The following is a 24,465-nucleotide window of genomic DNA, read 5'->3' as shown; positions in this document are numbered from 1 at the left end:
GCGCCCATCAGGTTCAGACGGAATAATAATATGACCACGATGCTGGAAGTGGCGAAGCGGGCAGGCGTATCAAAAGCGACGGTCTCCCGGGTACTGTCGGGGAACGGTTACGTCAGCCAGGAGACGAAAGACCGCGTGTTTCAGGCCATCGAAGAGAGCGGGTATCGCCCCAATCTGCTGGCGCGAAACCTGGCGACCAAACGCACCCAGACCCTGGGGCTGGTGGTGACGAACACCCTGTACCATGGGGTCTACTTTAGCGAGCTGCTGTTTAACGCCGCGCGGATGACGGAAGAGAAGGGGCGTCAGCTGATCCTGGCGGACGGCAAGCACAGCGCCGAAGAGGAGCGCGAGGCGATCCAGTACCTGCTCGACATGCGCTGCGACGCGGTAATCATCTATCCGCGTTTTCTGAGCGTGGAAGCGCTGGACGAGATCATTGAGAAATGCGAGCAGCCGATCATGGTGCTCAACCGCCGTTTGCGGAAAAACAGCAGTCACAGCGTCTGGTCCGATCATAAAGCGTCGTGTCAGGACGCAGTATCGCAGCTGATCGCGAAAGGCCACCGGGAGATTGCGTTTATCACCGGTTCGCTGGATTCCCCCACCGGGGTGGAGCGTCTTTCCGGCTACAAGGACGCGCTGGCGCAGCACGGGATTGCAGTTCGCGACGCGCTGATCGCCGAAGGGAAGTGGAACCCGGCCAGCGGCGCGGCGGCGGTCTCTCAGTTGCTCACCCGCGGCGAAACGTTTACCGCGCTGGTGGCGAGTAACGACGACATGGCGATTGGCGCCATCAGGCAGCTGCACGAGAGCGGCGTCGCCACGCCGGGCGCAGTGTCCGTCATCGGCTTTGACGACGTGGCAATCGCGCCCTATATCGTGCCGTCCCTCTCCAGCGTGCGTATTCCGGTAACGGAGATGATTCAGGAGACCATCAGCCGTATGATTTTCATGCTCGACGGCGGTGAGTTTAAGCCTCAGCAAACCTTCTCCGGCGAGCTTATCCTGCGCGACTCCGTCATTGACGGCCCGCATCGCTGACGTCGACATCTGTCATCGTCACTAATGACGATGACAGATCCTTCTCTTTTAAATTTCCCTATAAAATCAAAGCATTAAATATTGGCACGGTTTATGAATAGCTTCGCGCATAACAGTTATGCCGGAGAAGCAGATGAACCGTTTTATTATGGCCGATGCCAGCAAATGCATTGGTTGCCGTACCTGTGAAGTGGCGTGCGTGGTGTCCCATCAGGCAGAGCAGGATTGCGCCTCTCTCACCCCTGATACCTTCCTGCCGCGCATCCACGTCATTAAAGGCGTGAATATTTCTACCGCCGCTATCTGTCGCCAGTGCGAAGACGCGCCGTGCGCCAACGTCTGTCCGAACGGGGCGATTAAGCGCGAGAAAGGCTTCGTGCATGTGATGCAGGAGCGCTGCATCGGGTGCAAAACCTGTGTGGTGGCGTGTCCGTATGGCGCGATGGAGGTGGTGGTTCGCCCGGTGGTGCGCAACAGCGGTATCGGGCTGAGCGTACGCGCGGAGAAAGCCGAAGCCAATAAATGTGACCTCTGCTACCACCGCGATGCCGGTCCGGCGTGTATGGAAGCCTGTCCGACGCATGCGCTGGTCTGCGTCGATCGCGACAAGCTCGAACAGATGAGTGCCGAAAAACGCCGCCGCGCGGCGTTCGACACCTCATCATCGCTGCTGTTTTAAATTGCGATGCGCGTTAACGGCGTACAGCTTCGGGTGCGCGGCAAGGTGCAGGGGGTAGGATTTCGTCCCTTCGTCTGGCAGCTTGCGCACCAGCTGGGGCTGGCAGGCGACGTCTGCAACGACGGAGAGGGTGTCCTGGTGCGTCTCGCGGGCAGTGGGGGTGACTTTACCGCGAGACTGCGCCAGGACTGCCCACCGCTGGCGCGCATCGATCGCATTGAAACGCAGCCGTTCAGCTGGACGACGCTGCCGGATGAGTTTGTCATCCGCCACAGCGAGAGCGGGGCGATGGACACGCAAATCGTCCCGGATGCCGCCACCTGTCCCGCATGCCTGGTGGAGATGCGCGATCCCCGCGAACGTCGCTACCGCTACCCGTTTATCAACTGCACCCACTGCGGGCCGCGGTTTACCATTATCCGCGCCATGCCCTATGACCGCCCGGCCACGTCAATGGCGCCATTCCCGCTCTGTGTGCCCTGTGAAACGGAGTACCGCAACCCGGCTGACCGGCGTTTTCACGCCCAGCCGGTGGCCTGCCCGGATTGCGGACCGCAGCTGGAGTGGCGAGCCGGGGAGGCTGCTGCCACCCGCGAATCGGCGTTAAGCGCGGCGGTGGCGATGCTGGAAGGCGGCGGGATTGTGGCGGTCAAAGGGCTGGGCGGTTTTCACCTGGTCTGCGACGCGCTTAACCCGCAGGCGGTTCGGAAATTACGGGCACGCAAGCAGCGCCCGACCAGGCCGCTGGCGGTGATGATCCCGCATGCGGACGATCTGCCGGAGGCCATCCAGACGCTGTTACGTTCACCCGCTGCGCCGATTGTGCTGACGCCAAAAGCCTGCCTTCCTGCGTTTCCTGAGGAGATTGCGCCGGGGCTGGATACGGTCGGCGTGATGCTGCCTGCGAACCCGCTCCAGCATTTGCTGATGCTGGACTGCCAGCGCCCGCTGGTGATGACCTCCGGCAACCTCAGCGGCCATCCACCCGCCATAAGCAACCAGCAGGCGCTGGAAGAACTCAGTGACATCGCTGACGGCTTCCTGCTGCACAACCGCGACATCCTGCAACGGATGGATGATTCAGTGATGGACCAGGAGGGCACGATGCTGCGTCGCGCACGCGGTTTTGTGCCGGATGCCATCACATTGCCCGCCGGATTCCGCGACATCCCGCCCATGTTATGCACCGGCGCGGAGATGAAAAACACCTTCAGCCTGGTGCGTGGCAACCAGGCGGTGCTGAGCCAGCATTTTGGCGATCTGAGCGACGAGGGGGTAGAGGCGCAGTGGCGCAGTGCGCTCTCGACGATGCAGGACATCTACGCCTTTCAGCCTGAGCGCGTGGTGTGCGATGCCCATCCGGGTTATCACGCCCGACTGTGGGCCCGGACGCAGGCGCTGCCCGTTGAGACCGTGCTGCATCATCATGCGCATGCGGCAGCGTGTCTGGCGGAGAATGGCTGGCCGCTCAACGGCGGGGATGTTATTGCCCTGACGCTGGACGGGATCGGCATGGGCGAGAACGGCGCGCTGTGGGGCGGCGAGTGCCTGCGGGTGAACTATCGCGACTGCGAACGGCTGGGCGGTCTGCCAGCCGTTGCGCTGCCGGGGGGCGATCTGGCGGCAAAACAGCCGTGGCGCAATTTGCTCGCCCACTGTCTGGCGTTCGTACCTGACTGGCAGCAGTACCCGGAAACAGAGGTGGTACAGCGTCAAAACTGGCCGCTGCTGGCAACGGCTGTGTCGCGCGGTATCAATGCGCCGCGGGCCTCCTCCTGTGGTCGTCTGTTCGACGCCGTGGCCTGTGCGCTGGGCATTGAAACGCAACGCTATGAGGGCGAAGCCGCGTGCCGGCTGGAGGCGCTGGCCGAACGCTGCGCAGGGGTTGATCATCCGGTGACGCTCCAGACGGATAACCTTGCGCTGTTCTGGCAACAGTGGCTTACCTGGCGGGCGGAACCCGGCGAGCGTGCCTGGGCTTTTCACGATGCGCTGGCAAAAGGGCTGAGCGAACTGGCGGCAACGCATGCCCGCCGACGGTCGCTCACGACGGTGTGTTTCAGCGGCGGCGTCCTTCACAACCGCCTGCTGCGCGCGCGCCTTCGTCATTACCTTTCTGATTTCACGCTTCTTTTTCCTTCGCGCCTGCCCGCAGGCGACGGAGCGATCTCCTTCGGGCAGGCGGTGGTTGCTGCCGCCCGATCATGTTCACAAGGGATTTAAAATGTTACGACTTTTACGCAATGAACCTCGTGCAGCGTGCCTGCTGCTGGCTCTCGGGATGGCTAACCTGCTGGCCTGGGGGCTGGCGTGGCACACCTTTAGCGGCAGTACGGCGCTGATGGCGGCCAGCCTGCTGGCCTGGTGTTACGGACTGCGTCATGCGGTGGATGCCGACCATATCGCCGCGATTGATACCGTGACGCGTAAAATGATGCAGCAGGGCAAGCGCCCGTCCGGCGTGGGCGCATGGTTTTCCCTCGGACACTCCACCATCGTGGTGCTGGCCTCCATTGCCATCGCCGCGACCGCCACGGCATTTCAGAAGAATATGGCGTGGTTTCACGAGACCGGCAGCCTGATCGGCACGGCGGTGTCGGCAACCTTCCTGCTGGCGATGGCGCTGGTGAATATGGTGATCCTGCGCGGCGTCTGGCGCAGTTTTCAGGCGCTGAAACACGGCAATCCCGTGCAGGGCGACATCACGCTGCCTGCACAGGGCGGCGTCATGAACTGGCTGTTCGGCAAAACCTTCCGCCTCGTCAATAAAAGCTGGCAGATGTACCTGGTCGGTTTCCTGTTCGGCCTGGGGTTCGACACCGCCACCGAAATCGGCGTGCTGGGGATCTCCGCCGCCAGCGCCTCCAGCGGGATGTCGGTGTGGTCGATCATGATCTTCCCGGCGCTCTTCGCCAGCGGCATGGCGCTGGTCGATACGCTCGATAACCTGCTGATGGTGGGTGCCTACGGCTGGGCGTTTAACAAGCCGCAGCGCAAGCTCTACTACAACATGACCATCACCGGCACTTCGGTGGTGGTGGCGCTGTTTATCGGCGGCCTGGAAGCGCTGGGTCTGCTGATGGACAAGTTCGCCCTCAGCGGCGGCGTGTGGGATCTGATTGGCGCGGTGAACGATAACCTGGGCGACGCCGGATTTGTGGTGGTCGGGCTGTTTGTCGCCTGCTGGCTGATCTCGATGGCGAACTATCGCTGGCGCGGTTATGACGCGCTGGTGGTGCGCCCCTGACGCTGAAAGTGTAGCGATAAAAAAAGCCCCGGGACATCGGGGCGGTGGACAACAAAATCCAAAGGTTAAGTAAGCGTGGCAGTACTGTAGGCCGGGTAAGCGGAGCGCCACCCGGCATGACGAGGGTTAAGCTGGTAGCGATTTCAGCAGCGCGAAGGCCTCCTTCATTCTGTCTTCGCTGACGACAAAGGCGCGCATCTGACCGTCGGTATCGGTGCCGCGCGCCACCATGCCCTGAGGCGAAAGGACAATCTCCCAGTCCAGATCCTGACGCTGCGTTTCACCTGCGAGATGCAGCGGTAGTTCCGGCGTTTTTACCTTCACCAGCATGGCGGGTAATTTCACCGGGGCGTTGCCGCCGAGCAGGTTTTTCGCCAGGAACATGGCGCTTAACTGAATCGGTTGCAGGAACGGCAGCACCTGGCCGTTAATTTCCGCGCAGTCGCCCAGGGCATAAATGTCCGGCTGGGTGGTTTGCAGGTAGCTGTCCACCTTCACGCCGCGATTGATCTCTGCGCCCGCGCGGTGCGCCAGCGCGGTTTCCGGGCGCAACCCCGTCGCCGCAATAACCACATCCACTTCAACGCTGCGGTTGCGGTCGAGCGTCGCACAAATGCCGGTTTCGGTTTTGCTCAGGCTCTGTAACTGCGATTTCAGCAGCAGATGCACGCCCATGTCGGTCAGACGATGCTGTAAGCGACTGCTTACTTCTGCTGGCATCAGCGCTGACAGAATGCTGGCCGCGTGGTCAACCAGGGTGACGGATTTTCCCGCCCGGCAGAAGTCCATCGCCAGCTCGGTGCCAATCAGTCCGCCGCCGACAATCATCACCCGCGTGGCGTCGCGTAACAGGGTCTCGCTGGCCTGATACTCCTGCTGGCTGTTGAGCGTGACCATCAGCTCGCGGCCCTCAACCGGCGGCACAAACGCCGATGCCCCCGTCGCCAGCACCAGTTTGTCGTACTGCCAGGTTTTATCTTTCGCGTTCACCACGTGGGCGTCGGCGTCGATATCGGTGACCCAGGTGTACGGAAACAGACGCAGGTTAAACTGTTCTGCGAACTCCCCCGCCGTCTGGCGGGTGAGATCGTCGGCGCGCTGATTCTGGCTAATGACGTGGCTTAAATCAGGCTTGTTGTACTCATCCATGCTGTCGGCGGCGATCACCGTCAACGGCACGTTAGCATCCTGTTTGCGGATATTTTTCACCAGCTGGCGGGCGGCAAAGCCCGAGCCGATAATGACGATGCCGTGGCTCATTTTGCCTCCGTTGCCAGTTCATCAAAGACGTCTTTCCCGAGGGAACATTCCGGGCAGAGGAAGTTGTCCGGCACCTCGCTCCACGGCGTACCCGGCGCGACATCCTGCAACGGCTCGCCCAGCTCAGGATCGTAAATCCACTGGCAGACGCTGCACTGCATGCAAGGGCCGAGGTCGGCAGCGGCAGGAGCGGCTTCTGCTACAGCTTCCGGCGTAACCGCCGCGGCGGGTGCGGTTTCCGGCAGCGGCGCAAGCGCCCACTGGCGGGCAATGTCGCGACCGTGCTGGCGACAGATTTCCAGCGCGTCGAGATCCGGACGCCATTTCGCCTTCAGGCTCAGGGACATCTCAAAACCGGCATCCTGTAAACGGGTGGAGAGACGGTCTACCGCGCCGCCGCTCCAGCCGTGTGAACCAAAGGCGCTGGCGCGTTTGTTACGAAAGCGCAGGCCGGTCATCTCTTCCACCAGTCCGGCAATTTTCGGCATCATCACGTTATTCATGGTGGAGGTACCCACCAGCACGCCTTTGGAGCGGAAGACGTTGGTCAACACCTCATTCTTATCGCTGCGCGCCACGTTGAAGATTTTCACCGCCACGTTCGGGTCCACTTCGTTGATGCCCTGGGCAATGGCGTCCGCCATCATGCGGGTGTTGTTGGACATAGTGTCGTAGAAGATGGTGATGCGATCTTCCTGATAGTCCGCCGCCCACTTCAGGTACAGTTCGACAATCTGGGTTGGATTTTCACGCCATACCACGCCGTGGGAGGTGGCAATCATATCCACCGGCAGGTTGAAGCCGAGGATCTCGGTGATTTTTGGCGTGACCAGACGGCTGAACGGGGTCAGGATGTTGGCGTAGTAGCGCTGGCACTGTTCGAACAGCTCGGTCTGATCCACTTCGTCGTTGAACAGACGTTCGTCGCAGTAGTGCTGGCCGAAGGCGTCGTTACTGAACAGCACCGCGTCACCGGTCATGTAGGTCATCATGCTGTCCGGCCAGTGCAGCATTGGGGTTTCCACGAAGATCAGCTGTTTGCCATTGCCGATATCCAGCGTGTCGCCGGTTTTCACGGTGTGGAAGTTCCACTCCGGATGGTGGTGGTGGCCGTTGATGGAGTCAATGGCGTTGGTGGTGCAGTAGATCGGGGTATCCGGAATGTGGGACATCAGCTCGGTCAGCGCCCCGGCGTGATCCTCTTCCGCGTGGTTGATGATGATGTAGTCGATGTCATTCAGATCGATTTCGCTGCACAGGTTCTGCACGAACTCGCGGCTGAATTTGTGATCGACGGTATCGATCAGGACGTTTTTACCTTCACGAATGAGATAGCTGTTGTAGCTGCTGCCACGCAGCGTTTTGTATTCCGTCCCGTGAAAATCACGTACTTCCCAGTCACGTTGACCCACCCAATGAATGTTATTTTTAACCAGAATAGACATAGCAACCTCAACTTAATACGGCGTTTTCAAATAAGATGACTGTCATATATCAAGTTGCGTGCCAACTTTTTAATTTGTTGAAAATAATGTGTTTTCGTTTCGATGCTCCTTAGTGGGTAGTCATTTTGACTATCTTAAAAATTGTCAATATGACATTATGTATTGTCAAAATGACAGTGAGGCAGAGATGAGCTTTTCCGTAGATGTGCTGGCGAAGATCGCCATAGAACTGCAAACCGGTATTGGTCATCAGGACCGCTTTCAGCGGCTGATCTCCACGTTGCGCCACGTGCTGGATTGCGATGCGTCGGCGCTGCTGCGTTACGAAGGGCGGCAGTTTATTCCGCTGGCTATCGACGGTCTGGCGAAGGACGTACTCGGGCGGCGCTTTACCCTGGAGGGCCACCCGCGTCTGGAAACCATCGCCCGCGCGGGTGACGTGGTGCGTTTCCCGGCAGACAGCGATCTGCCCGATCCTTACGACGGCCTGATCCCCGGACAGGAGAGCCTGAAGGTGCACGCCTGTATCGGCCTGCCTCTGTTTGCCGGGCAGAACCTGATTGGCGCGTTAACCCTCGACGGCATGTCGCCTGATCAGTTCGATACCTTCAGCGACGAAGAGCTACGGCTGATTGCCGCGCTGGCGGCCGGGGCGCTGAACAACGCCCTGCTGATAGAACAGCTGGAGAGCCAGAATATTCTTCCGGGTAGCCCGACGGCGTTTGAGCAGGTGGCGCACACCGAAATGATCGGCCTTTCGCCGGGCATGGCGCAGCTCAAAAAAGAGATTGAGATTGTCGCCGCGTCTGATTTGAACGTGCTGATCTTCGGGGAGACCGGCACCGGTAAAGAGCTGGTGGCAAAAGCGATCCACGAAGCCTCGCCCCGTGCGGTGAATCCGCTGGTCTATCTCAACTGCGCGGCGTTGCCGGAAAGCGTGGCGGAAAGCGAGCTGTTCGGACACGTCAAAGGGGCCTTTACCGGGGCGATCAGCAACCGCAGCGGCAAGTTCGAAATGGCTGATAACGGCACGCTGTTCCTCGATGAAATTGGCGAACTCTCCCTTTCGCTCCAGGCCAAACTGCTGCGGGTGTTGCAGTATGGCGATATTCAACGCGTGGGAGACGATCGCAGCTTACGCGTGGATGTGCGCGTGCTGGCGGCGACGAACCGCGATCTGCGCGAAGAGGTGCTGGCGGGGAATTTCCGCGCCGATCTGTTCCACCGTCTGAGCGTGTTCCCGCTCACGGTGCCGCCGCTGCGCGAGCGGGGCGAGGATGTGGTTCTGCTGGCGGGCTTTTTCTGCGAACAGTGTCGGCTCAAAATGGGGCTTTCCCGCGTGGTGCTAAGTCCTGGCGCGAGGACGCACCTGCTGAGCTACGGCTGGCCGGGTAACGTGCGTGAGCTGGAACATGCGATCCACCGCGCGGTGGTGCTGGCGCGGGCAACGCGTTCGGGGGATGAAGTGGTTATTCATGCGCGCCATTTCGCGCTGCATGAGGAAACGATGCCGCCCGTGAAGCCGGTGATACCTGAGAGCGTGAACGAAAACCTGCGCGAGGCGACGGATGCGTTCCAGCGTCAGATGATCGCCCGCGCGCTGGAGCAGAATAACCGCAGCTGGGCGGCGTGCGCGCGGGCGCTGGAGATGGACGTCGCCAACCTTCACAGGCTGGCGAAACGTCTGGGGCTGAAGGGTTAAATAATCCCCGCCTGGTAGAAGTCTTGCAGGTTGATCGCGCCGCACAGCCTGCCGTGCTCGTCCACCACCGGCGCGGCGGTGATTTTGCGCTTCATCAGCACCTCTTTGGCTTCAATCGCGCGGCTGTCGGCATTCAGCGTCAGCCCGCCCTGGGTCATTGCTTCGGATACCCGCGCCTCCAGCTTGCCGCCGCCCACCAGCCAGCGGCGCAGGTCGCCGTCGGTGAAGACGCCCTTCACCTGGCGGTCATTGTCGCATACCGCAACCAGCCCCAGCCCGGTGCGGCTCAGCTCCAGCATGGCGTCCATCACGCTGGTGTCGAGTTTGACCTGAGGAATGGCATCGTCCGTGCGCATCAGGTGGTGAACTTTGTTGAGCAGACGAGCCCCAAGCGCGCCCGCAGGATGGGAGCGGGCGAAATCTTCCTCATTAAAACCGCGCGCCTGCATCACCGCCATCGCCAGGGCGTCGCCCATCATCAGCGTGTTGACGGTGCTGGAGGTCGGTGCCAGGTGCATCGGACAGGCTTCGCGCTCAACGGAAATATCCAGGGTTGCTTTCGCGGCCAGCGCCAGCGGCGAACGGGATTTGCCGGTCATCGCTAACAGGGCCACCGATTTTTCTTGCAGGCGAGGGATGATGAGATCCAGCTCTTTGGCTGAACCGGAGTAGGAGATAAACAGCATCACGTCGCGGCTTTCGATCATCCCCAGATCGCCGTGCAGCGCTTCGGCAGGATGCACGAAGAACGCCGGGGTGCCGGTGCTGGCAAGCGTCGCGGCAATCTTCTTGCCGATATGACCGGATTTACCGATACCCGCCACGATCACTTTGCCCTCGCAGTGGATAATGGTGTTGGCTGCACGAACAAAATCCTCACCCAGACGTTCCGGCAGGCGGCTGGCTTCCTGTAGCTCCAGCAGCAGGGTCTGACGGCCTGCGTTTAACAGAAAATCACTCATTTTTCTCTCCGGTTACGATCACGTCGATGCCCTTCGCTTCCAGCGCTTTTTTAAATGCCGGATCGATACCTGCGTCGGTAATCAGCTTATCGACGCTTTCAAGGCTACAGACAATGTTGGGGCTTTTACGGCCAAACTTCGACGAGTCCGCCATCAAAATCACTTCCCGCGCGGCGTTGCACATCGCTTTGCTGACGCTGAACACCTCGTTGAAGGTGGTCACGCCCGCGTTGAGGTCGATGCCGTCCGTGCCCATAAACAGCTTATCGAAGCTGAAGTGGTCGAAGGCATTCTCCGCCAGCTGCCCGTGAAACGACGCCGATTTTTTACGAAAGGTGCCGCCGGGCATCAGGATGGTCTGCTCGCTGTCGAACTCTGACAGGGCATTGACGATGTGCAGGCTGTTGGTCATCACGGTGATGTTATTAAAGCGGCTGAGCAGCGGGATCATCTGTAGGACGGTACTGCCTGCGTCGAGGATAATGGAATCGCCGTCCTGGATAAATTTGACGGCGGCTTCGGCAATCAGCGCTTTCTGGTGAGTATTGATCAGCGTTTTGTGGTCGATAGGCGGGTCGGCTTCGTCTTTATTGAGCACCACGCCGCCGTAGGTACGAATGACGGCGCCGGAGTTTTCGAGCAACACCAGGTCCTTGCGTATTGTCGTGCCGGTGGTGTCAAAGTAGTGGGCCAGATCCTCTACCGAGCACTTTCCCTGCTTTTGCAGATGCTCAAGTATGGCCGCCTGCCGCTGACGTGGTTTCATAGGCGCTTCGTTCCTTACGTTGCGAAATGATAATTCCGCAAGTTTATAACTTTCACAACGAAATTATCCATGTTTCAGATTAAGCGCTAATGATAGTGCATTCTGACAGAGTGAATCATGGGGGAAGATCACATCAGGTTGTAAATCATGCAGCGAAATGCCGTCGATCGCCTGGATTTTGGTCGGACGGGCAAACACCGTTACGCCGCGCATGATGAGGGAATCGCAAACCATATTGTTTTCATCCAGCGCAATAGCGACGACAACCCGCGGTTTAAAGCGTCCGCCGGAACGCCCAACGCCCACGCGGCCTTTCTGGCACAGGGCGTCAAAGGCGCGGTTAAACTGATGGATTTGCCAGCCGCCAAACGCCATCTGGCAAAGCCAGGCGAGGGCGGCGACGGTGATGAGTGCGGTGACCATATCGGCTCCTTAACTGCCGGGTGGCGGCTGCGCCTTACCCGGCCTACGGGGATTGTAGCCCAGGTAAGCGCAGCGCCACCGGGGAATGAACTCAGAACATCACCTGCCCACCGGTGACGTTAATCGACTGCCCGGTGCAGTACGAGGCTTTCGGGCTGGCGTAAAACAGCAGCATGTTCAGCACGTCCTGATAATCGCACCCGCGCTTCAGCGGCACTTTGTCGATGTAGTACTGTTCGACGTCCTCCGCTTTGATGCCAAGTTTGGCGGCATACTGCGGCAGCAGGGACTGGAACATCGGGGATTTCAGCAGGTTACCCAGCATCAACGCGTGAACGGTTATGCCGTATTCGGCCAGATCCAGCGCCAGAGACTGCGTCAGCCCGACGCCGCCAAACTTCGCCGCGCTGTAGCCGGAGTTGTGCTTGCTGCCCACTTTCCCCGATTTTGAGTTGATCTGAATGATGCGACCCTGAATACCGTCGCGGATCATCAGACGGGAAAATTCGCGGGCGCAGAGGAAATAGCCCACCAGATTCACCTGCAACGAGCGGTCAAAATCCCCCAGTTCGAAATCGCTGATAAAGGCCGCTTTCGCAATCCCCGCGCTGTAGACCAGCAGATCGGTGCGACCAAAAATCTCATCCACGCCGCGGGCCAGCGCCATCACGCTCTGCTCGCTGGTGGCGTCGGCGCCAAATCCATACGCCATCCCTTCGCCAAATTCGATGTTGATGGCGTCCGCTACGCGGGCGGCTTTCTCACTCTGAATATCCACGACCGCCACGCGGTAGCCCTCTGCGACAAGCCCATGGCAGAGGAACTCGCCTAAGGTTTGTCCCCCACCAATGACAACGGCAACCTGACTCATGTGTCTCTCCTTTATTACGAAATAAATTTTAACGTGCAGCCTGGGGTGATGGCCTGCGGAACCGGCCCCTCAACGTGAACCGTGCCGGGATACTCCGCCCGCGGCTGGCCGTCGAAACGCAAGGTGATGTGCCCCAGCTCGCGCAGGTTTTGCTCGGCGACGTCACCGACGGCGGTTACGGCATAGCGCGCCTTGCCCAGCTCCAGCTGGCCACCGGCCTTCAGCTCGCCGTTTAACTCGCCGTGGCAGTGGATAAAGCAAAACTCTTCGATATCTGCCGGGGCGCCTTCGCGGAAGGTGATCAGCATCTGGTCGCTCAGCGCATCGGCTGCGCTCTGGCCGATGCGGGTAATGGTGGTCTGGTAAATCACGGTCATGGCAGGAACCTCTTATTGATAAATAAAGCCGGAGACAAACCAGGCAATTAGCACCGTTGGCGCGCCCGTCAGGAAGCGGCTCACCAGCACGGAGGGGACGCCCACGCGCACGGTCTCCTGGCGCGCTTCCGCCAGTGACAGCCCGACGGGGATGAAGTCGCACGCCGCCTGAGCGTTAATGGCAAACAGGGCGGGCAGGGCGAGGTGCGGGGGAATATTCCCCAGACCAATCTGCACGCCAATCAGCACGCCAATGACCTGGGCAATCACCGCGCCCGGGCCGAGAAACGGCGACAGCAGCGGGAAGGAGCAGATCAGCGCCAGCGTCACCAGGCCGAGCGGGTGGCTGGCGAGCGGGGCGAGGCCGTGGGCAATCCAGTCGCCGAGGCCGGAGGCCATGATGATGCCGATCAGCGCCGAGACGAACGCCATAAACGGCAGAATGGTTTTCAGCACCGTGTCGATGGTGTCGCGCCCGGACTGAAACAGCACCGCCACGGCGGACCCCATCCCCATCCCGACCTTCGCCAGCAGGCCGTCGCTCTGCTCGGTGATTTTTTTGCTGGTGTCGTAGTCGCGCGGGGATGCTTTTTGCGGCGCGGGTGTGCCATTTACCAGCGTGATGTTGTCCTCCTTCACGCCCGAGACATAAATGTCCTCAAGGATGTACTGCGCCAGCGGGCCTGATTTGCCCGTGGAGTGAATATTCACCGTCGGAATGCGGCGCTTCGGGTAGATGCCGCAGCGCAGGGTGCCGCCGCAGTCGATTACCGCCACGCCGATTTCCGCTTCCGGCGGCTCGCCCTCTTTGAAGCCGTCGACTGCTTCCCAGCCGGTCAGCTCGCGCAGCGTGTCGACGATCGCCGGGCGCGTGCCCGCGGTGATGTAGACGATCTTTTTGCCTTCGGTGGCGTCGAACTCCAGCGGGCCGCCCCAGCCGCCCGTGCCTTTCTCTATGCGGATCCGGTTCATACTGTGGCTCCCGAAAGCTGGACTTTCTCATCAAGCTGAATGCCCATTTTTTTCTCAAAAATGGCGGTAGTGAGGTCCGTCACCCAGCCGCGGAAAAAGTTGGTGACCAGGCCGACCAGCAGATAGCTCACCGCCAGCGGGCCGAGCGGCAGTCCCAGCGTAGTGAGACCGCTGGCAATCCCGAGGTAAACAAACAGCTCGCCGGGGTTAATGTGCGGGAACAGGCCGTTCATTGAATGGCAGCTGTAGGAGGCGGCGGCGTAATAACTCGGCTTGTACTTCTCTGGCATAAAGCGGCCGAGGCTTAAGGTCATCGGGTTGCAGAACACAAAGGTGCCGATGAAGGGCAGGATCAGGTAGCGGGACAGCGGATTGCCGGCACAGCGCTGGGCGAAGCGTTCAATACGCTGCTGGCCGATAAAGTTAATCAGGGCGTTCATGATCACCAGCAGGCTGATCAGCAGGGGCAGGATCCCGGTCACCATGCCGGTGAATACCTCGCCGCCTTTCTGAAACAGCCCGATGAACCACTCGGCGCCGTGGGTGATGGTTTCTATCATTCTTCTCTCCTGTAGGGCGTTTGTTTTTGTCTATCTGCGGCTAATAATAATCACTTTGAAAGGTTTTAAAGTGTTAATCAGATCTCACAATGAAAGAAAAATGTATTATTTTGAAAGTTTATTGGTGAGGTGAATAATTTTTGGTGGAAAAAAGCACGGATTTGCGTTGGGGAGGTGCGTACCACTTCCTTGAGGAGTTGGGGATGCTTTACCATACTGGGTTCTTACCGAACTCGTTAAATGGATGCCACATGTTCAAGCGTCGTTATGCAGCGCTGTTGCCTGCGCTTATTCTCCTGTCCGCCTGTAGTAGCAAACCCAAGACCGAAGCCGCTCAGCCAACGGCGGGCGCGCCTTCCGGAGGATTCCTGCTGGAGCCGCAGCACAATATGATGCAGATGGGCGGCGACTTCGCGAATAACCCTGCGGCCGAACAGTTCATCGATAAAATGGTGAGCAAGCACGGTTTTGACCGCCAGCAGCTGCATGCCATTTTGTCTCAGGCGAAGCGTCTGGACTATGTGCTGCGTCTGATGGACAGGCAGGCGCCGACAGCCCAGGTGCCGACCGGGCCAAACGGCGCGTGGCTGCGCTATCGCAAACAGTTTATTACCCCGGACAACGTGCAGAATGGCGTGGTGTTCTGGAATCAGTATGAAGACGCCCTGAACCGTGCGTGGCAGGTCTATGGCGTGCCGCCGGAGATCATCGTCGGTATTATTGGGGTCGAGACCCGCTGGGGACGCATTATGGGTAAAACCCGCATCCTTGATGCGCTGGCGACGCTCTCCTTCAACTACCCGCGCCGCGCCGAGTATTTCTCTTCCGAGCTGGAAACCTTCCTGCTGATGGCGCGAGACGAACAGGACGATCCGCTCGATCTGAAAGGGTCGTTCGCCGGGGCAATGGGCTACGGCCAGTTTATGCCCTCCTCCTATAAGCAGTACGCGGTAGATTTTAACGGGGATGGTCACATCAACCTGTGGGATCCCGAAGACGCCATTGGCAGCGTGGCCAACTACTTCAAAGCGCATGGCTGGACGCCGGGCGGCCAGGTGGCGGTGCAGGCGAACGGCGAGGCGTTTGGTCTGGAAAACGGATTTAAAACCAAATACAGCGTGGCGCAGCTGGCAGCGGCAGGCTTAACGCCGTCGCAGCCGCTGGGCAATGTTGACCAGGTGAGCCTGCTGCGCCTGGATGTCGGAACCGGTTATCAGTACTGGTTCGGGCTGCCGAACTTCTACACCATTACCCGCTACAACCACAGCACGCACTATGCGATGGCGGTGTGGCAGCTGGGGCTGGCGGTGTCTCAGGCGCGTGTGCCGGCAGCGTCACCGTTTAGCCAGTAAGTTACCCTGCCGGGTAGGCCGGGTAAGGCCGGGTAAGGCAACGCCGCCACCCGGCATGGCTGCATGCACGGTGCGGCCTGATGCCCTCACCCTGACCCTCTCCCACGGGAGAGGGGAATTTTGCAGAAACATTTCGCCACACTCCCATTTCACTCCCACCGTTTACATCTTAACCGTCTTTCATTATTGTTATGTTATAACATTATTTTTGAATTGAGATATCCATGTCCCTGTTTTCTCTCTCATCCCCGGTTCGGCTGCTGCTGGCGCTGGTGCTCATTCTGTTTCTCGGCCTGGCCATGCGCTGGGCGGTGGCGTTGCCATGATCGTGATGAACGACCTGGTGGCGGGTTACGATCGCCAGCCCGTTACGCGCGCGCTGTCCGGCGTGATTGAACGCGGGAGCATGACCGCTATCGTCGGGGCCAACGGCTGCGGCAAATCCACGCTGCTGAAAACGCTCGCCGGCTTTATTCCGCCCGTCAGCGGTACGTTTCGCTGGCAGGGGAGACGTCCGGTGGTGGGCTGGCTGGCGCAGCGTCACGCGCTGGAGGCGCAATTTCCTCTGACCGTGCAGGACGTGGTGAGTATGGGCTGCTGGCCAGCAATCTCACTGTTTGCCGGTTTTCGTCGGAATACCCGCATGCGCATTGCCGGCGCGCTGGAGCGCGTGGGGCTGGAGTCCATGGCGTTCTCTACCATAGATGAACTTTCCGGCGGCCAGTTTCAGCGCATGCTGTTTGCCCGCGTTTTGGTGCAGCAGGCGCCGCTGGTGATGCTGGATGAGCCTTTCACCGGCGTCGATGAAGCGACCTGCAACGTGCTGATGGATCTGATGCTGGAGATGTATATGCAGGGGCAGACCCTGCTGGCGGTACTGCACGACAGCGAACGCGTCTCGCGCCACTTCCCACAAACGCTGCGGCTGGATGCTGATACGCCGCACTGGAAAACCGAGCGGGTGAGGGTGGCATGATCTGGCATCTCTTCTTCCAGCCGTTTATTGAGTACGGCTTTATGCGGCGCGCGCTGGTGGTTTGCCTGGCGCTCTCCGTCAGCACCACTGCGCTGGGCGTATTTCTTCAGCTGCGTCGGATGAGCCTGATGGGGGACGCCCTTTCTCACGCCATTTTGCCGGGTGTCGCGGTGGGCTATCTGCTCAGCGGGATGTCGCTGCTGGCAATGACTGTCGGCGGGTTTATTGCCGGGATCGCCGTTGCGCTGGTGGCCGGGCTGGTCAGCCGCCGCACGCCGCTTAAAGAGGATGCCAGCTTCGCGGGGTTTTACCTGGGCTCGCTGGCGCTGGGCGTCACGCTGGTGTCGCTGCGCGGTTCAAATGTCGATCTGCTTCATCTTCTGTTTGGCTCCATTCTCGCCGTGGATAGCGCGTCAGCCCTGTTCGTGACGGGCGTTTGCATGTTCACGCTCCTCACGCTGGCGATTTTTTATCGGGGGCTGGTCAGCGAAGCGTTTGATACCGCGTGGTTGCAGGTGAACGCGCGCTGGCTGCCCGGGATGTTACACGGTCTGTTTCTGGCGCTGCTGGTGCTCAACCTGGTAGCCGGTTTTCAGGTGCTCGGCACGCTGATGGCCGTCGGGCTGATGATGTTACCCGCCGTGGCGGCACGCTGCTGGGTGCGCACACTGTCAGGGTTACTTTTGATGGCGGGTATCAGCGGTATTTTTTGCGCGTGGCTGGGCTTAAGCCTTTCCTGGGCAGTGAGTCTGCCCGCCGGGCCCTCCATTGTGCTGACCGCCAGCGCATTGTTCTTTATTTCAGTTTTATTTGGCACGCGCAGCAGGCTGGCGGATAGCCTGCGGGCGCTTTTTTAACGCAAGGGGAAACGATGAAACGTACAGGATTAGCCGTGGCGCTCGCGCTCGGCATGATGACGCACGGCGTAATGGCGAAAACGCTTAATGTGGTGACCAGCTTTTCCATCCTGGGAGACATCACGCAGCAGGTTGGCGGCGATCGTGTGAAGGTGACGACGCTGGTGGGGCCGGACGGTGATCCCCATACTTTCGAACCCTCGCCCAAAGACAGCGCGGCGCTGAGTAAAGCTGACGTGGTGGTGGTCAATGGGCTGGGGCTGGAGGGTTGGCTCGACCGTCTGGTGAAAGCCTCCGGATTCAAAGGCCAACTGGTGGTTGCTTCGGACGGCGTGAAAACGCACACGCTGGAAGAGGACGGTAAAACCGTGACCGATCCGCACGCGTGGAACAGCGCGGCGAACGGCGCGCTGTATGCGCAAAATATTCTCTCAGGGCTGGTGAAGGCCGATCCTGAAGATACGGCGGCGCTTGAAGCTACCGGTAAACCCTATATTGCGCAGCTCTCTCAACTGGACGGTTGGGCTAAAAAGCGTTTCAGCGACATCCCACAGGCGAAGCGCAAAGTGCTGACCAGCCACGACGCCTTCGGCTATTTCAGCCGCGCCTACGGCGTGACGTTTATGGCGCCGCAGGGGCTGTCGTCTGAGAGTGAAGCCAGCGCGGCGCAGGTAGCGGAGATCATCAATCAGATTAAAGCTGACGGCGTGAAAACCTGGTTTATGGAAAACCAGCTTGACCCACGCCTGGTGAAGCAGATTGCGACCGCCACGGGCGCCCAGCCGGGTGGTGAACTTTACCCGGAAGCGCTGTCCGCGAAGGGCGGCGTGGCGGACACCTACGTCAAGGCATTTCGCCACAATGTGGACACCCTCGCTAACAGCATGAAATAAGCGTCTCTCTGGCCGATGCGCCCGCATCGGCTTTTTTCTGAAGCCCCCTCGTAAAACCCGACGCGCATCCCCATATTTGATGAGAAAGTGCTATCTTGTGCTGCATGTTTTTCTAAGGCCTGGAGCGAGAATGACTGACCATGAATTGATGCAGCTAAGCGAAGTGGTGGGGCTGGCGCTGAAACAGCGCGGCGCGACTCTCACGACCGCAGAATCCTGCACCGGCGGCTGGGTGGCGAAAGCAATTACCGATATTGCTGGCAGTTCCGCCTGGTTTGAACGCGGCTTTGTGACCTACAGTAACGAGGCGAAAGCGCAGATGATCGGCGTGCGTGAAGCCACGCTTGAGCAGCATGGCGCGGTCAGCGAGCCGGTGGTGATCGAGATGGCGATTGGCGCGCTGAAAGAGGCGCGCGCAGATTACGCTATCTCCATCAGCGGTATCGCGGGGCCGGACGGCGGCAGCGACGTGAAGCCTGTCGGCACCGTCTGGTTTGGCTTTGCCACCTCAAAAGGTGAAGGGATCACCCGCCGGGAATGCTTCAGCGGCGACCGCGAAAGCGTGCGTCGTCAGGCAACGGAATACGCGTTAAAAACGCTCTGGCAACAATTTCTACAAAATACTTGATACTGTATGACTATACAGTATAATTGCCTCAACAGAACAGAAGTCCATGGTGAAGCGCAGTTGCTTCTCCCGGCATGACAGGAGTAATAATGGCTATCGACGAAAACAAACAGAAAGCGTTGGCGGCAGCACTGGGCCAGATCGAAAAGCAATTCGGTAAAGGCTCCATCATGCGCCTGGGTGAAGACCGTTCCATGGATGTGGAAACTATCTCCACTGGTTCGCTTTCTCTTGATATCGCACTGGGCGCTGGCGGTTTGCCGATGGGCCGTATCGTAGAAATCTACGGTCCGGAATCCTCGGGTAAAACTACCCTGACGTTGCAGGTTGTTGCGGCGGCACAGCGCGAAGGTAAAACCTGTGCGTTTATCGATGCCGAGCACGCGCTGGACCCGGTCTATGCCCGTAAACTGGGCGTTGATATCGACAACCTGCTGTGCTCCCAGCCGGACACCGGCGAGCAGGCACTGGAAATTTGTGACGCGCTGGCGCGCTCAGGTGCGGTTGACGTGATCATCGTCGACTCCGTTGCGGCGCTGACGCCAAAAGCGGAAATTGAAGGTGAAATCGGTGACTCTCACATGGGCCTCGCGGCACGTATGATGAGCCAGGCGATGCGTAAGCTGGCGGGTAACCTGAAGCAGTCCAATACGCTGCTGATCTTCATCAACCAGATCCGTATGAAAATTGGTGTAATGTTCGGTAACCCGGAAACCACCACCGGCGGTAACGCTCTGAAATTCTACGCTTCTGTCCGTCTGGATATCCGCCGTATCGGTGCGGTGAAAGAAGGGGATAACGTAGTCGGTAGCGAAACCCGCGTGAAGGTTGTGAAGAACAAAATCGCAGCACCGTTCAAACAGGCTGAGTTCCAGATCCTCTACGGCGAAGGTATCAACTTCCTCGGCGAGCTGGTTGACCTGGGCGTGAAAGAGAAGCTGATTGAAAAAGCGGGCGCATGGTACAGCTACAACGGTGACAAGATTGGTCAGGGTAAAGCGAATGCTATCTCCTGGCTGAAAGAGAACCCGGCGGCGGCGAAAGAGATTGAGAAGAAGGTGCGTGAACTCCTGCTGAACAACCAGGACTCTAAACCTGATTTCGTGGTCGACGGCGCGGATGCTGAAGAAACCAACGAAGACTTTTAATCCTCTCGGATAAAAATGAAGGGCTGCTGATGCGGCCCTTTTTGCATTTCTGAATCGACAGGTTTTTTATGAGTGAACCGACATCACGCCGACCAGCCTACTCACGCTTGCTGGATCGGGCCGTGCGTATTCTTGCCGTGCGTGACCATAGCGAACAGGAGCTGCGGCGGAAACTGTCAGCGCCCGTCATGAGCAAAAACGGTCCGGAAGACATTGATGCCACCGCGGAAGATTATGACCGCGTGGTTGCCTGGTGCTACGAGCATCACTATCTGGATGACGGCCGTTTTGCCGCTCGCTTTCTTGCCAGCCGTGGTCGTAAAGGCTATGGGCCAGCGCGTATCCGCCAGGAGCTGAACCAGAAAGGGGTAGCCCGTGAATCGATTGAAAAAGCCATGCGCGAAAGTGAAATTGACTGGTGCGAACTGGCGCGCGAGCAGGCGGTACGAAAGTACAGTGAGCCGCTGCCGCGTGAATTTTCAGAAAAAGTTAAAATCCAGCGCTTTTTGCTCTACCGCGGCTTCCTGATGGAAGATATTCAGGATATCTGGCGTAATTTTACCGATTGAACGCATGCGGGATTTTACTTCCCACTAAAGAAAACTTATCTTATTCCCACTTTTTCCAGTAGCTGGTCCGTCCAACTGTTTACAGATACAGATCTGCTGCGACATTTCGTTAGCTTGATTTCAGGATAATTATGAGCAAGAGCACCGCTGAGATCCGTCAGGCGTTTCTCGATTTTTTCCATAGTAAGGGACACCAGGTTGTTGCCAGCAGCTCCCTGGTACCGAACAATGACCCGACTCTGCTGTTTACCAACGCCGGGATGAACCAGTTCAAGGATGTGTTCCTTGGTCTCGACAAGCGTAATTATTCCCGCGCCACAACCTCACAGCGTTGCGTGCGTGCGGGCGGTAAACACAACGATCTGGAAAACGTCGGTTACACCGCGCGCCACCACACCTTCTTCGAAATGCTGGGTAACTTCAGCTTCGGCGACTATTTCAAACACGACGCCATTCAATACGCGTGGGAACTGCTGACCGGTGAAAACTGGTTCAATCTGCCGAAAGAGCGTCTGTGGGTGACCGTGTATGAGACCGATGACGAAGCGTTCGACATCTGGGAAAAAGAAGTGGGTATCCCGCGCGAACGTATCATCCGTATCGGTGACAACAAAGGCGCGCCTTACGCGTCTGATAACTTCTGGCAGATGGGCGACACCGGCCCTTGCGGTCCGTGCACCGAGATCTTCTACGATCATGGCGACCACATCTGGGGTGGCCCTCCGGGAAGCGCGGAAGAAGATGGCGATCGCTACATTGAGATCTGGAACATCGTCTTCATGCAGTTCAACCGTCAGGCCGACGGCACCATGGAGCCGCTGCCAAAACCGTCCGTAGATACCGGTATGGGCCTTGAGCGTATCGCGGCCGTTCTGCAACACGTTAACTCCAACTATGAGATTGACCTGTTCAGCACCCTGATCAAAGCCGTTGCTGAGGTAACGGGCGCAACCGATCTGAGCAACAAATCACTGCGCGTTATCGCAGACCATATTCGTTCCTGTGCGTTCCTGATTGCTGACGGCGTTACCCCGTCGAATGAAAACCGTGGCTATGTGCTGCGTCGTATCATTCGTCGTGCGATCCGCCATGGCAACATGCTGGGCGCGAAGGACACCTTCTTCTATAAACTCGTTGGGCCACTGATTGGCGTGATGGGCTCTGCCGGTGACGAGCTGAAACGCCAGCAGGCGCAGGTTGAACAGGTTCTGAAAACCGAAGAAGAGCAGTTTGCCCGTACGCTGGAGCGCGGTCTGGCGCTGCTGGACGACGAGCTGGCGAAACTCAAGGGCGACACGCTGGATGGCGAAACCGCTTTCCGCCTGTACGACACCTATGGCTTCCCGGTTGACCTGACCGCGGACGTTTGCCGCGAGCGCAACATCAAAGTTGACGAAGCAGGCTTTGAAGCCGCAATGGAAGAGCAGCGTCGTCGTGCGCGTGAATCCAGCGGTTTTGGCGCGGACTACAACGCGATGATCCGCGTTGATAGCGCGTCTGAATTTAAAGGCTACGAAGAGCTGGCCCTGACCAGCAACGTGACCGCGCTGTTTGTTGACGGTAAAGCCGTAGACAGCATTAGCGCGGGCCAGGAAGCGGTTGTTATCCTGGATAAAACGCCGTTCTATGCGGAATCGGGCGGCCAGGTTGGCGATAAAGGCGAACTGAAAGGCAATGGCTTCAGCTTCAGCGTAAGCGATACCCAGAAATACGGTCAGGCAATTGGTCACCAGGGCAAACTGGTTTCCGGCTCTCTGAAAGTGGGCGAGGGCGTTCAGGCCAACGTTGACGAGGCTCGCCGCGCGCGCATTCGTCTGAACCACTCGGCAACCCACCTGATGCACGCAGCCCTGCGCGAAGTGCTGGGTACGCACGTTGCACAGAAAGGTTCTCTGGTTAATGACAAAGTGCTGCGTTTCGACTTCTCGCATTTTGAAGCGATGAAGCCGTCTGAAATTCGTGCGGTGGAAGACCTGGTGAATGCCCAGATCCGCCGTAACCTGCCAATCGAAACCCACATCATGGATCTCGAGGCAGCGAAGAAGAAAGGTGCGATGGCGCTGTTTGGCGAGAAATATGACGACCGCGTTCGCGTGCTGAGCATGGGCGACTTCTCTACCGAACTGTGTGGCGGTACTCACGCATCCCGCACCGGTGACATCGGCTTGTTCCGCATCGTTTCCGAGTCGGGGACGGCGGCAGGCGTGCGTCGTATTGAGGCGGTGACCGGGGAAGGCGCAATTGCCAGCCTGCATGCGCAGAGCGACCAGCTGCACGAGATCGCGCAGTTGCTGAAAGGCGATAGTCAGAACCTGGGCGAAAAAGTGCGTGTCGCGCTGGATCGTACCCGTCAGCTGGAAAAAGAACTCCAGCAGCTGAAAGAACAGGCTGCGGCGCAGGAGAGCGCAAACCTCTCCAGCAAAGCGGTAGACATTAAGGGCGTCAAACTGCTGGTCAGCGATCTGGCGGGCGTTGAGCCTAAGATGCTGCGTACCATGGTCGACGATCTGAAGAACCAGCTTGGTTCGACGGTTATCGTGCTGGCAACGGTCGCAGAGGGTAAGGTTTCTCTGATTGCGGGCGTCTCTAAGGATGTGACGGATCGTGTTAAAGCAGGGGAACTGATTGGCATGGTCGCCCAGCAGGTGGGTGGCAAAGGTGGCGGTCGTCCGGACATGGCGCAAGCCGGTGGTACGGATGCGGCGGCACTTCCCGCGGCATTAGCCAGCGTTGAAAGCTGGGTAAGCGCGAAACTGTAATAACTACAAAGCACAAGCAGACGCCATAGCGGTAACGTTATGGCGTCTTGCTCACTGCGCTATCGATAACGATAAAGTCAGGTTGAGTTTGTGTATATCGGCTAAACTTACGTTTAACAGAATGTGATGCCGTGACTGCTTACACTTTACGTGTTTGTCATCGCTTACTTTTTGGCGTTATATGATGGATAATGCCGGGATACAAGAGACCCGACTCTTTTAATCTTTCAAGGAGCAAAGAATGCTGATTCTGACTCGTCGAGTTGGTGAGACCCTCATGATTGGGGATGAGGTCACCGTGACAGTTTTAGGGGTAAAGGGTAACCAGGTACGTATTGGTGTTAACGCTCCTAAAGAAGTATCTGTCCACCGTGAAGAGATCTACCAGCGTATCCAGGCTGAAAAATCCCAGCAGTCCAGTTACTGATATTGTCGCGTCTCGCTGTCGGGCGAGACGCAACCCTCCTGCTATTTTTCCTGCATAAAGTTACCGTTCTATTTCAAACGCTTCGTTTTTGACCACTCTCATAATCTTATCTCATCCAAAAGACGCGCTTCTCTCAACACAATTCTGTGAAGATGCCTGCAAAATCCGCTTATAAAACACTCTCTTTGCGGCTTTTACATGCGAATTGCGTGCGAATTGTGCAAACGAAAAAAGCATGTGGAAAATTGTTTGACTTATAAGTCCCAGAAAGTAATATATGCGCCACGCAGCGACGAGAAGCTCTTAACGAGTTGCTCGAAGCACTCGAAAGAGGCGTTGTGTGGTGAGGTGGCCGAGAGGCTGAAGGCGCTCCCCTGCTAAGGGAGTATGCGGTCAAAAGCTGCATCCGGGGTTCGAATCCCCGCCTCACCGCCATTTTGCATCCGTAGCTCAGCTGGATAGAGTACTCGGCTACGAACCGAGCGGTCGGAGGTTCGAATCCTCCCGGATGCACCATCTATTACTTCATATTGCTTTCGAAGTGATAT

The 24,465-nt window shown here is 58.4% G+C and carries 23 protein-coding genes and 2 tRNA genes; 16 read left to right on the top strand and 9 right to left on the bottom strand.

Annotated features, from left to right (window positions below; genetic code table 11):
• The first annotated feature begins 6 nt into the window (after positions 1–6).
• From ACWKXX_RS17270 to ACWKXX_RS17255, 4 genes are all read left to right on the top strand, one after another.
• Positions 7–1,044 carry a LacI family DNA-binding transcriptional regulator gene (locus ACWKXX_RS17270; RefSeq protein WP_322934345.1) on the top strand — a complete coding sequence of 346 codons (1,038 nt, stop codon included), beginning with the start codon at positions 7–9 and terminating at the stop codon, positions 1,042–1,044.
• A gap of 133 nt (positions 1,045–1,177) precedes the next feature.
• Positions 1,178–1,723, top strand: coding sequence for an electron transport protein HydN (gene hydN, locus ACWKXX_RS17265; RefSeq protein ID WP_017382793.1), 546 nt, complete (start codon positions 1,178–1,180; stop codon positions 1,721–1,723).
• 6 nt (positions 1,724–1,729) lie between these two features.
• A complete protein-coding gene (hypF, locus tag ACWKXX_RS17260) occupies positions 1,730–3,946 on the top strand; it encodes a carbamoyltransferase HypF (protein ID WP_261666052.1) in 2,217 nt (738 codons plus the stop codon).
• 1 nt (position 3,947) lies between these two features.
• On the top strand, positions 3,948–4,970 hold the full coding sequence (locus ACWKXX_RS17255; RefSeq protein WP_023295322.1) for a HoxN/HupN/NixA family nickel/cobalt transporter: 1,023 nt from the start codon (positions 3,948–3,950) through the stop codon (positions 4,968–4,970).
• Between the two features lie 126 nt (positions 4,971–5,096).
• Here ACWKXX_RS17255 and norW read toward each other — a convergent pair whose 3' ends face one another.
• The gene (gene norW, locus ACWKXX_RS17250) at positions 5,097–6,230 is read right to left on the bottom strand and encodes an NADH:flavorubredoxin reductase NorW (protein ID WP_015571680.1); all 1,134 of its coding nucleotides are present in this window, start codon (positions 6,228–6,230) and stop codon (positions 5,097–5,099) included.
• Positions 6,227–7,675, bottom strand: a complete 1,449-nt coding sequence (gene norV / locus ACWKXX_RS17245) for an anaerobic nitric oxide reductase flavorubredoxin (protein ID WP_023304311.1) — start codon at positions 7,673–7,675, stop codon at positions 6,227–6,229. Before norV ends, norW begins: the two co-directional genes overlap by 4 nt.
• Before the next feature lie 187 nt (positions 7,676–7,862).
• Here norV and norR point away from each other — a divergent pair, with 187 nt between their 5' ends.
• Complete coding sequence (gene norR, locus ACWKXX_RS17240; RefSeq protein ID WP_017382788.1) at positions 7,863–9,377, top strand: nitric oxide reductase transcriptional regulator NorR; 1,515 nt, start codon at positions 7,863–7,865, stop codon at positions 9,375–9,377.
• Here norR and gutQ read toward each other — a convergent pair.
• From gutQ to srlA, 7 genes are all read right to left on the bottom strand, one after another.
• Positions 9,374–10,339, bottom strand: coding sequence for an arabinose-5-phosphate isomerase GutQ (gene gutQ, locus ACWKXX_RS17235; protein ID WP_015571677.1), 966 nt, complete (start codon positions 10,337–10,339; stop codon positions 9,374–9,376). The two genes, norR and gutQ, sit on opposite strands and share 4 nt — an antisense overlap.
• A complete protein-coding gene (gene srlR, locus ACWKXX_RS17230; protein WP_015571676.1) occupies positions 10,332–11,105 on the bottom strand; it encodes a glucitol operon DNA-binding transcriptional repressor SrlR in 774 nt (257 codons plus the stop codon). Before srlR ends, gutQ begins: the two co-directional genes overlap by 8 nt.
• A gap of 63 nt (positions 11,106–11,168) precedes the next feature.
• Positions 11,169–11,528, bottom strand: a complete 360-nt coding sequence (gutM, locus tag ACWKXX_RS17225) for a transcriptional regulator GutM (protein ID WP_023304310.1) — start codon at positions 11,526–11,528, stop codon at positions 11,169–11,171.
• 91 nt (positions 11,529–11,619) lie between these two features.
• Positions 11,620–12,399, bottom strand: a complete 780-nt coding sequence (srlD, locus tag ACWKXX_RS17220; RefSeq protein ID WP_045357982.1) for a sorbitol-6-phosphate dehydrogenase — start codon at positions 12,397–12,399, stop codon at positions 11,620–11,622.
• 14 nt (positions 12,400–12,413) lie between these two features.
• Positions 12,414–12,776, bottom strand: coding sequence for a PTS glucitol/sorbitol transporter subunit IIA (gene srlB / locus ACWKXX_RS17215; protein WP_045349502.1), 363 nt, complete (start codon positions 12,774–12,776; stop codon positions 12,414–12,416).
• A 12-nt stretch (positions 12,777–12,788) separates the two neighbouring features.
• A complete protein-coding gene (gene srlE, locus ACWKXX_RS17210) occupies positions 12,789–13,748 on the bottom strand; it encodes a PTS glucitol/sorbitol transporter subunit IIB (protein WP_023295318.1) in 960 nt (319 codons plus the stop codon).
• Complete coding sequence (gene srlA / locus ACWKXX_RS17205) at positions 13,745–14,308, bottom strand: PTS glucitol/sorbitol transporter subunit IIC (protein WP_015571673.1); 564 nt, start codon at positions 14,306–14,308, stop codon at positions 13,745–13,747. Before srlA ends, srlE begins: the two co-directional genes overlap by 4 nt.
• A gap of 251 nt (positions 14,309–14,559) precedes the next feature.
• On the opposite strand from srlA, the gene mltB reads away from it, so the two are divergent.
• The 11 genes from mltB to ACWKXX_RS17150 all read left to right on the top strand — a co-directional run bounded on the left by mltB (position 14,560) and on the right by ACWKXX_RS17150 (position 24,433).
• The gene (gene mltB / locus ACWKXX_RS17200; RefSeq protein ID WP_015571672.1) at positions 14,560–15,660 is read left to right on the top strand and encodes a lytic murein transglycosylase B; all 1,101 of its coding nucleotides are present in this window, start codon (positions 14,560–14,562) and stop codon (positions 15,658–15,660) included.
• A gap of 322 nt (positions 15,661–15,982) precedes the next feature.
• Positions 15,983–16,636 (top strand): metal ABC transporter ATP-binding protein, encoded by a 654-nt coding sequence (locus ACWKXX_RS17195; protein ID WP_058700977.1) that lies wholly within the window; start codon positions 15,983–15,985, stop codon positions 16,634–16,636.
• Positions 16,633–17,493 carry a metal ABC transporter permease gene (locus tag ACWKXX_RS17190; RefSeq protein WP_045907404.1) on the top strand — a complete coding sequence of 287 codons (861 nt, stop codon included), beginning with the start codon at positions 16,633–16,635 and terminating at the stop codon, positions 17,491–17,493. Before ACWKXX_RS17195 ends, ACWKXX_RS17190 begins: the two co-directional genes overlap by 4 nt.
• Positions 17,494–17,507: 14 nt before the next feature.
• Entirely contained in the window at positions 17,508–18,386 is an 879-nt protein-coding gene (locus tag ACWKXX_RS17185) for a metal ABC transporter substrate-binding protein (protein ID WP_022649141.1), read from the top strand.
• A gap of 130 nt (positions 18,387–18,516) precedes the next feature.
• Positions 18,517–19,014: a nicotinamide-nucleotide amidase gene (gene pncC / locus ACWKXX_RS17180; RefSeq protein WP_003862172.1), complete on the top strand. Its 498-nt coding sequence runs from the start codon at positions 18,517–18,519 to the stop codon at positions 19,012–19,014.
• A gap of 89 nt (positions 19,015–19,103) precedes the next feature.
• Positions 19,104–20,162 carry a recombinase RecA gene (gene recA / locus ACWKXX_RS17175; RefSeq protein WP_015571667.1) on the top strand — a complete coding sequence of 353 codons (1,059 nt, stop codon included), beginning with the start codon at positions 19,104–19,106 and terminating at the stop codon, positions 20,160–20,162.
• A 68-nt stretch (positions 20,163–20,230) separates the two neighbouring features.
• Entirely contained in the window at positions 20,231–20,731 is a 501-nt protein-coding gene (recX, locus tag ACWKXX_RS17170) for a recombination regulator RecX (RefSeq protein ID WP_261666053.1), read from the top strand.
• Between the two features lie 131 nt (positions 20,732–20,862).
• Positions 20,863–23,490: an alanine--tRNA ligase gene (gene alaS, locus ACWKXX_RS17165; RefSeq protein ID WP_047365802.1), complete on the top strand. Its 2,628-nt coding sequence runs from the start codon at positions 20,863–20,865 to the stop codon at positions 23,488–23,490.
• Positions 23,491–23,731: 241 nt separating this feature from the next.
• Positions 23,732–23,917 (top strand): carbon storage regulator CsrA, encoded by a 186-nt coding sequence (gene csrA / locus ACWKXX_RS17160; RefSeq protein ID WP_000906486.1) that lies wholly within the window; start codon positions 23,732–23,734, stop codon positions 23,915–23,917.
• 342 nt (positions 23,918–24,259) lie between these two features.
• Positions 24,260–24,352: transfer RNA gene (locus tag ACWKXX_RS17155), tRNA-Ser, on the top strand.
• Positions 24,353–24,356: 4 nt separating this feature from the next.
• Positions 24,357–24,433, top strand: a tRNA-Arg gene (locus tag ACWKXX_RS17150).
• Positions 24,434–24,465: the final 32 nt, after the last annotated feature.

Source organism: Enterobacter sp. UPMP2061 (assembly GCF_053709615.1).
This window is presented reverse-complemented; position numbering and strand designations above follow the sequence as displayed.

Excerpts from the sequence above, each read along its gene's own strand:
- hydN (WP_017382793.1), top strand. The coding sequence starts at position 1,178 with ATGAACCGTTTTATTATGGCCGATGCCAGCAAATGCATTGGTTGCCGT.
- hypF (WP_261666052.1), top strand. The coding sequence starts at position 1,730 with ATGCGCGTTAACGGCGTACAGCTTCGGGTGCGCGGCAAGGTGCAGGGG.
- ACWKXX_RS17255 (WP_023295322.1), top strand. The coding sequence starts at position 3,948 with ATGTTACGACTTTTACGCAATGAACCTCGTGCAGCGTGCCTGCTGCTG.
- norW (WP_015571680.1), bottom strand. The coding sequence starts at position 6,230 with ATGAGCCACGGCATCGTCATTATCGGCTCGGGCTTTGCCGCCCGCCAG.
- norV (WP_023304311.1), bottom strand. The coding sequence starts at position 7,675 with ATGTCTATTCTGGTTAAAAATAACATTCATTGGGTGGGTCAACGTGAC.
- norR (WP_017382788.1), top strand. The coding sequence starts at position 7,863 with ATGAGCTTTTCCGTAGATGTGCTGGCGAAGATCGCCATAGAACTGCAA.
- gutQ (WP_015571677.1), bottom strand. The coding sequence starts at position 10,339 with ATGAGTGATTTTCTGTTAAACGCAGGCCGTCAGACCCTGCTGCTGGAG.
- srlR (WP_015571676.1), bottom strand. The coding sequence starts at position 11,105 with ATGAAACCACGTCAGCGGCAGGCGGCCATACTTGAGCATCTGCAAAAG.
- gutM (WP_023304310.1), bottom strand. The coding sequence starts at position 11,528 with ATGGTCACCGCACTCATCACCGTCGCCGCCCTCGCCTGGCTTTGCCAG.
- srlD (WP_045357982.1), bottom strand. The coding sequence starts at position 12,399 with ATGAGTCAGGTTGCCGTTGTCATTGGTGGGGGACAAACCTTAGGCGAG.
- srlB (WP_045349502.1), bottom strand. The coding sequence starts at position 12,776 with ATGACCGTGATTTACCAGACCACCATTACCCGCATCGGCCAGAGCGCA.
- srlE (WP_023295318.1), bottom strand. The coding sequence starts at position 13,748 with ATGAACCGGATCCGCATAGAGAAAGGCACGGGCGGCTGGGGCGGCCCG.
- srlA (WP_015571673.1), bottom strand. The coding sequence starts at position 14,308 with ATGATAGAAACCATCACCCACGGCGCCGAGTGGTTCATCGGGCTGTTT.
- mltB (WP_015571672.1), top strand. The coding sequence starts at position 14,560 with ATGTTCAAGCGTCGTTATGCAGCGCTGTTGCCTGCGCTTATTCTCCTG.
- ACWKXX_RS17195 (WP_058700977.1), top strand. The coding sequence starts at position 15,983 with ATGATCGTGATGAACGACCTGGTGGCGGGTTACGATCGCCAGCCCGTT.
- ACWKXX_RS17190 (WP_045907404.1), top strand. The coding sequence starts at position 16,633 with ATGATCTGGCATCTCTTCTTCCAGCCGTTTATTGAGTACGGCTTTATG.
- ACWKXX_RS17185 (WP_022649141.1), top strand. The coding sequence starts at position 17,508 with ATGAAACGTACAGGATTAGCCGTGGCGCTCGCGCTCGGCATGATGACG.
- pncC (WP_003862172.1), top strand. The coding sequence starts at position 18,517 with ATGACTGACCATGAATTGATGCAGCTAAGCGAAGTGGTGGGGCTGGCG.
- recA (WP_015571667.1), top strand. The coding sequence starts at position 19,104 with ATGGCTATCGACGAAAACAAACAGAAAGCGTTGGCGGCAGCACTGGGC.
- recX (WP_261666053.1), top strand. The coding sequence starts at position 20,231 with ATGAGTGAACCGACATCACGCCGACCAGCCTACTCACGCTTGCTGGAT.
- alaS (WP_047365802.1), top strand. The coding sequence starts at position 20,863 with ATGAGCAAGAGCACCGCTGAGATCCGTCAGGCGTTTCTCGATTTTTTC.
- csrA (WP_000906486.1), top strand. The coding sequence starts at position 23,732 with ATGCTGATTCTGACTCGTCGAGTTGGTGAGACCCTCATGATTGGGGAT.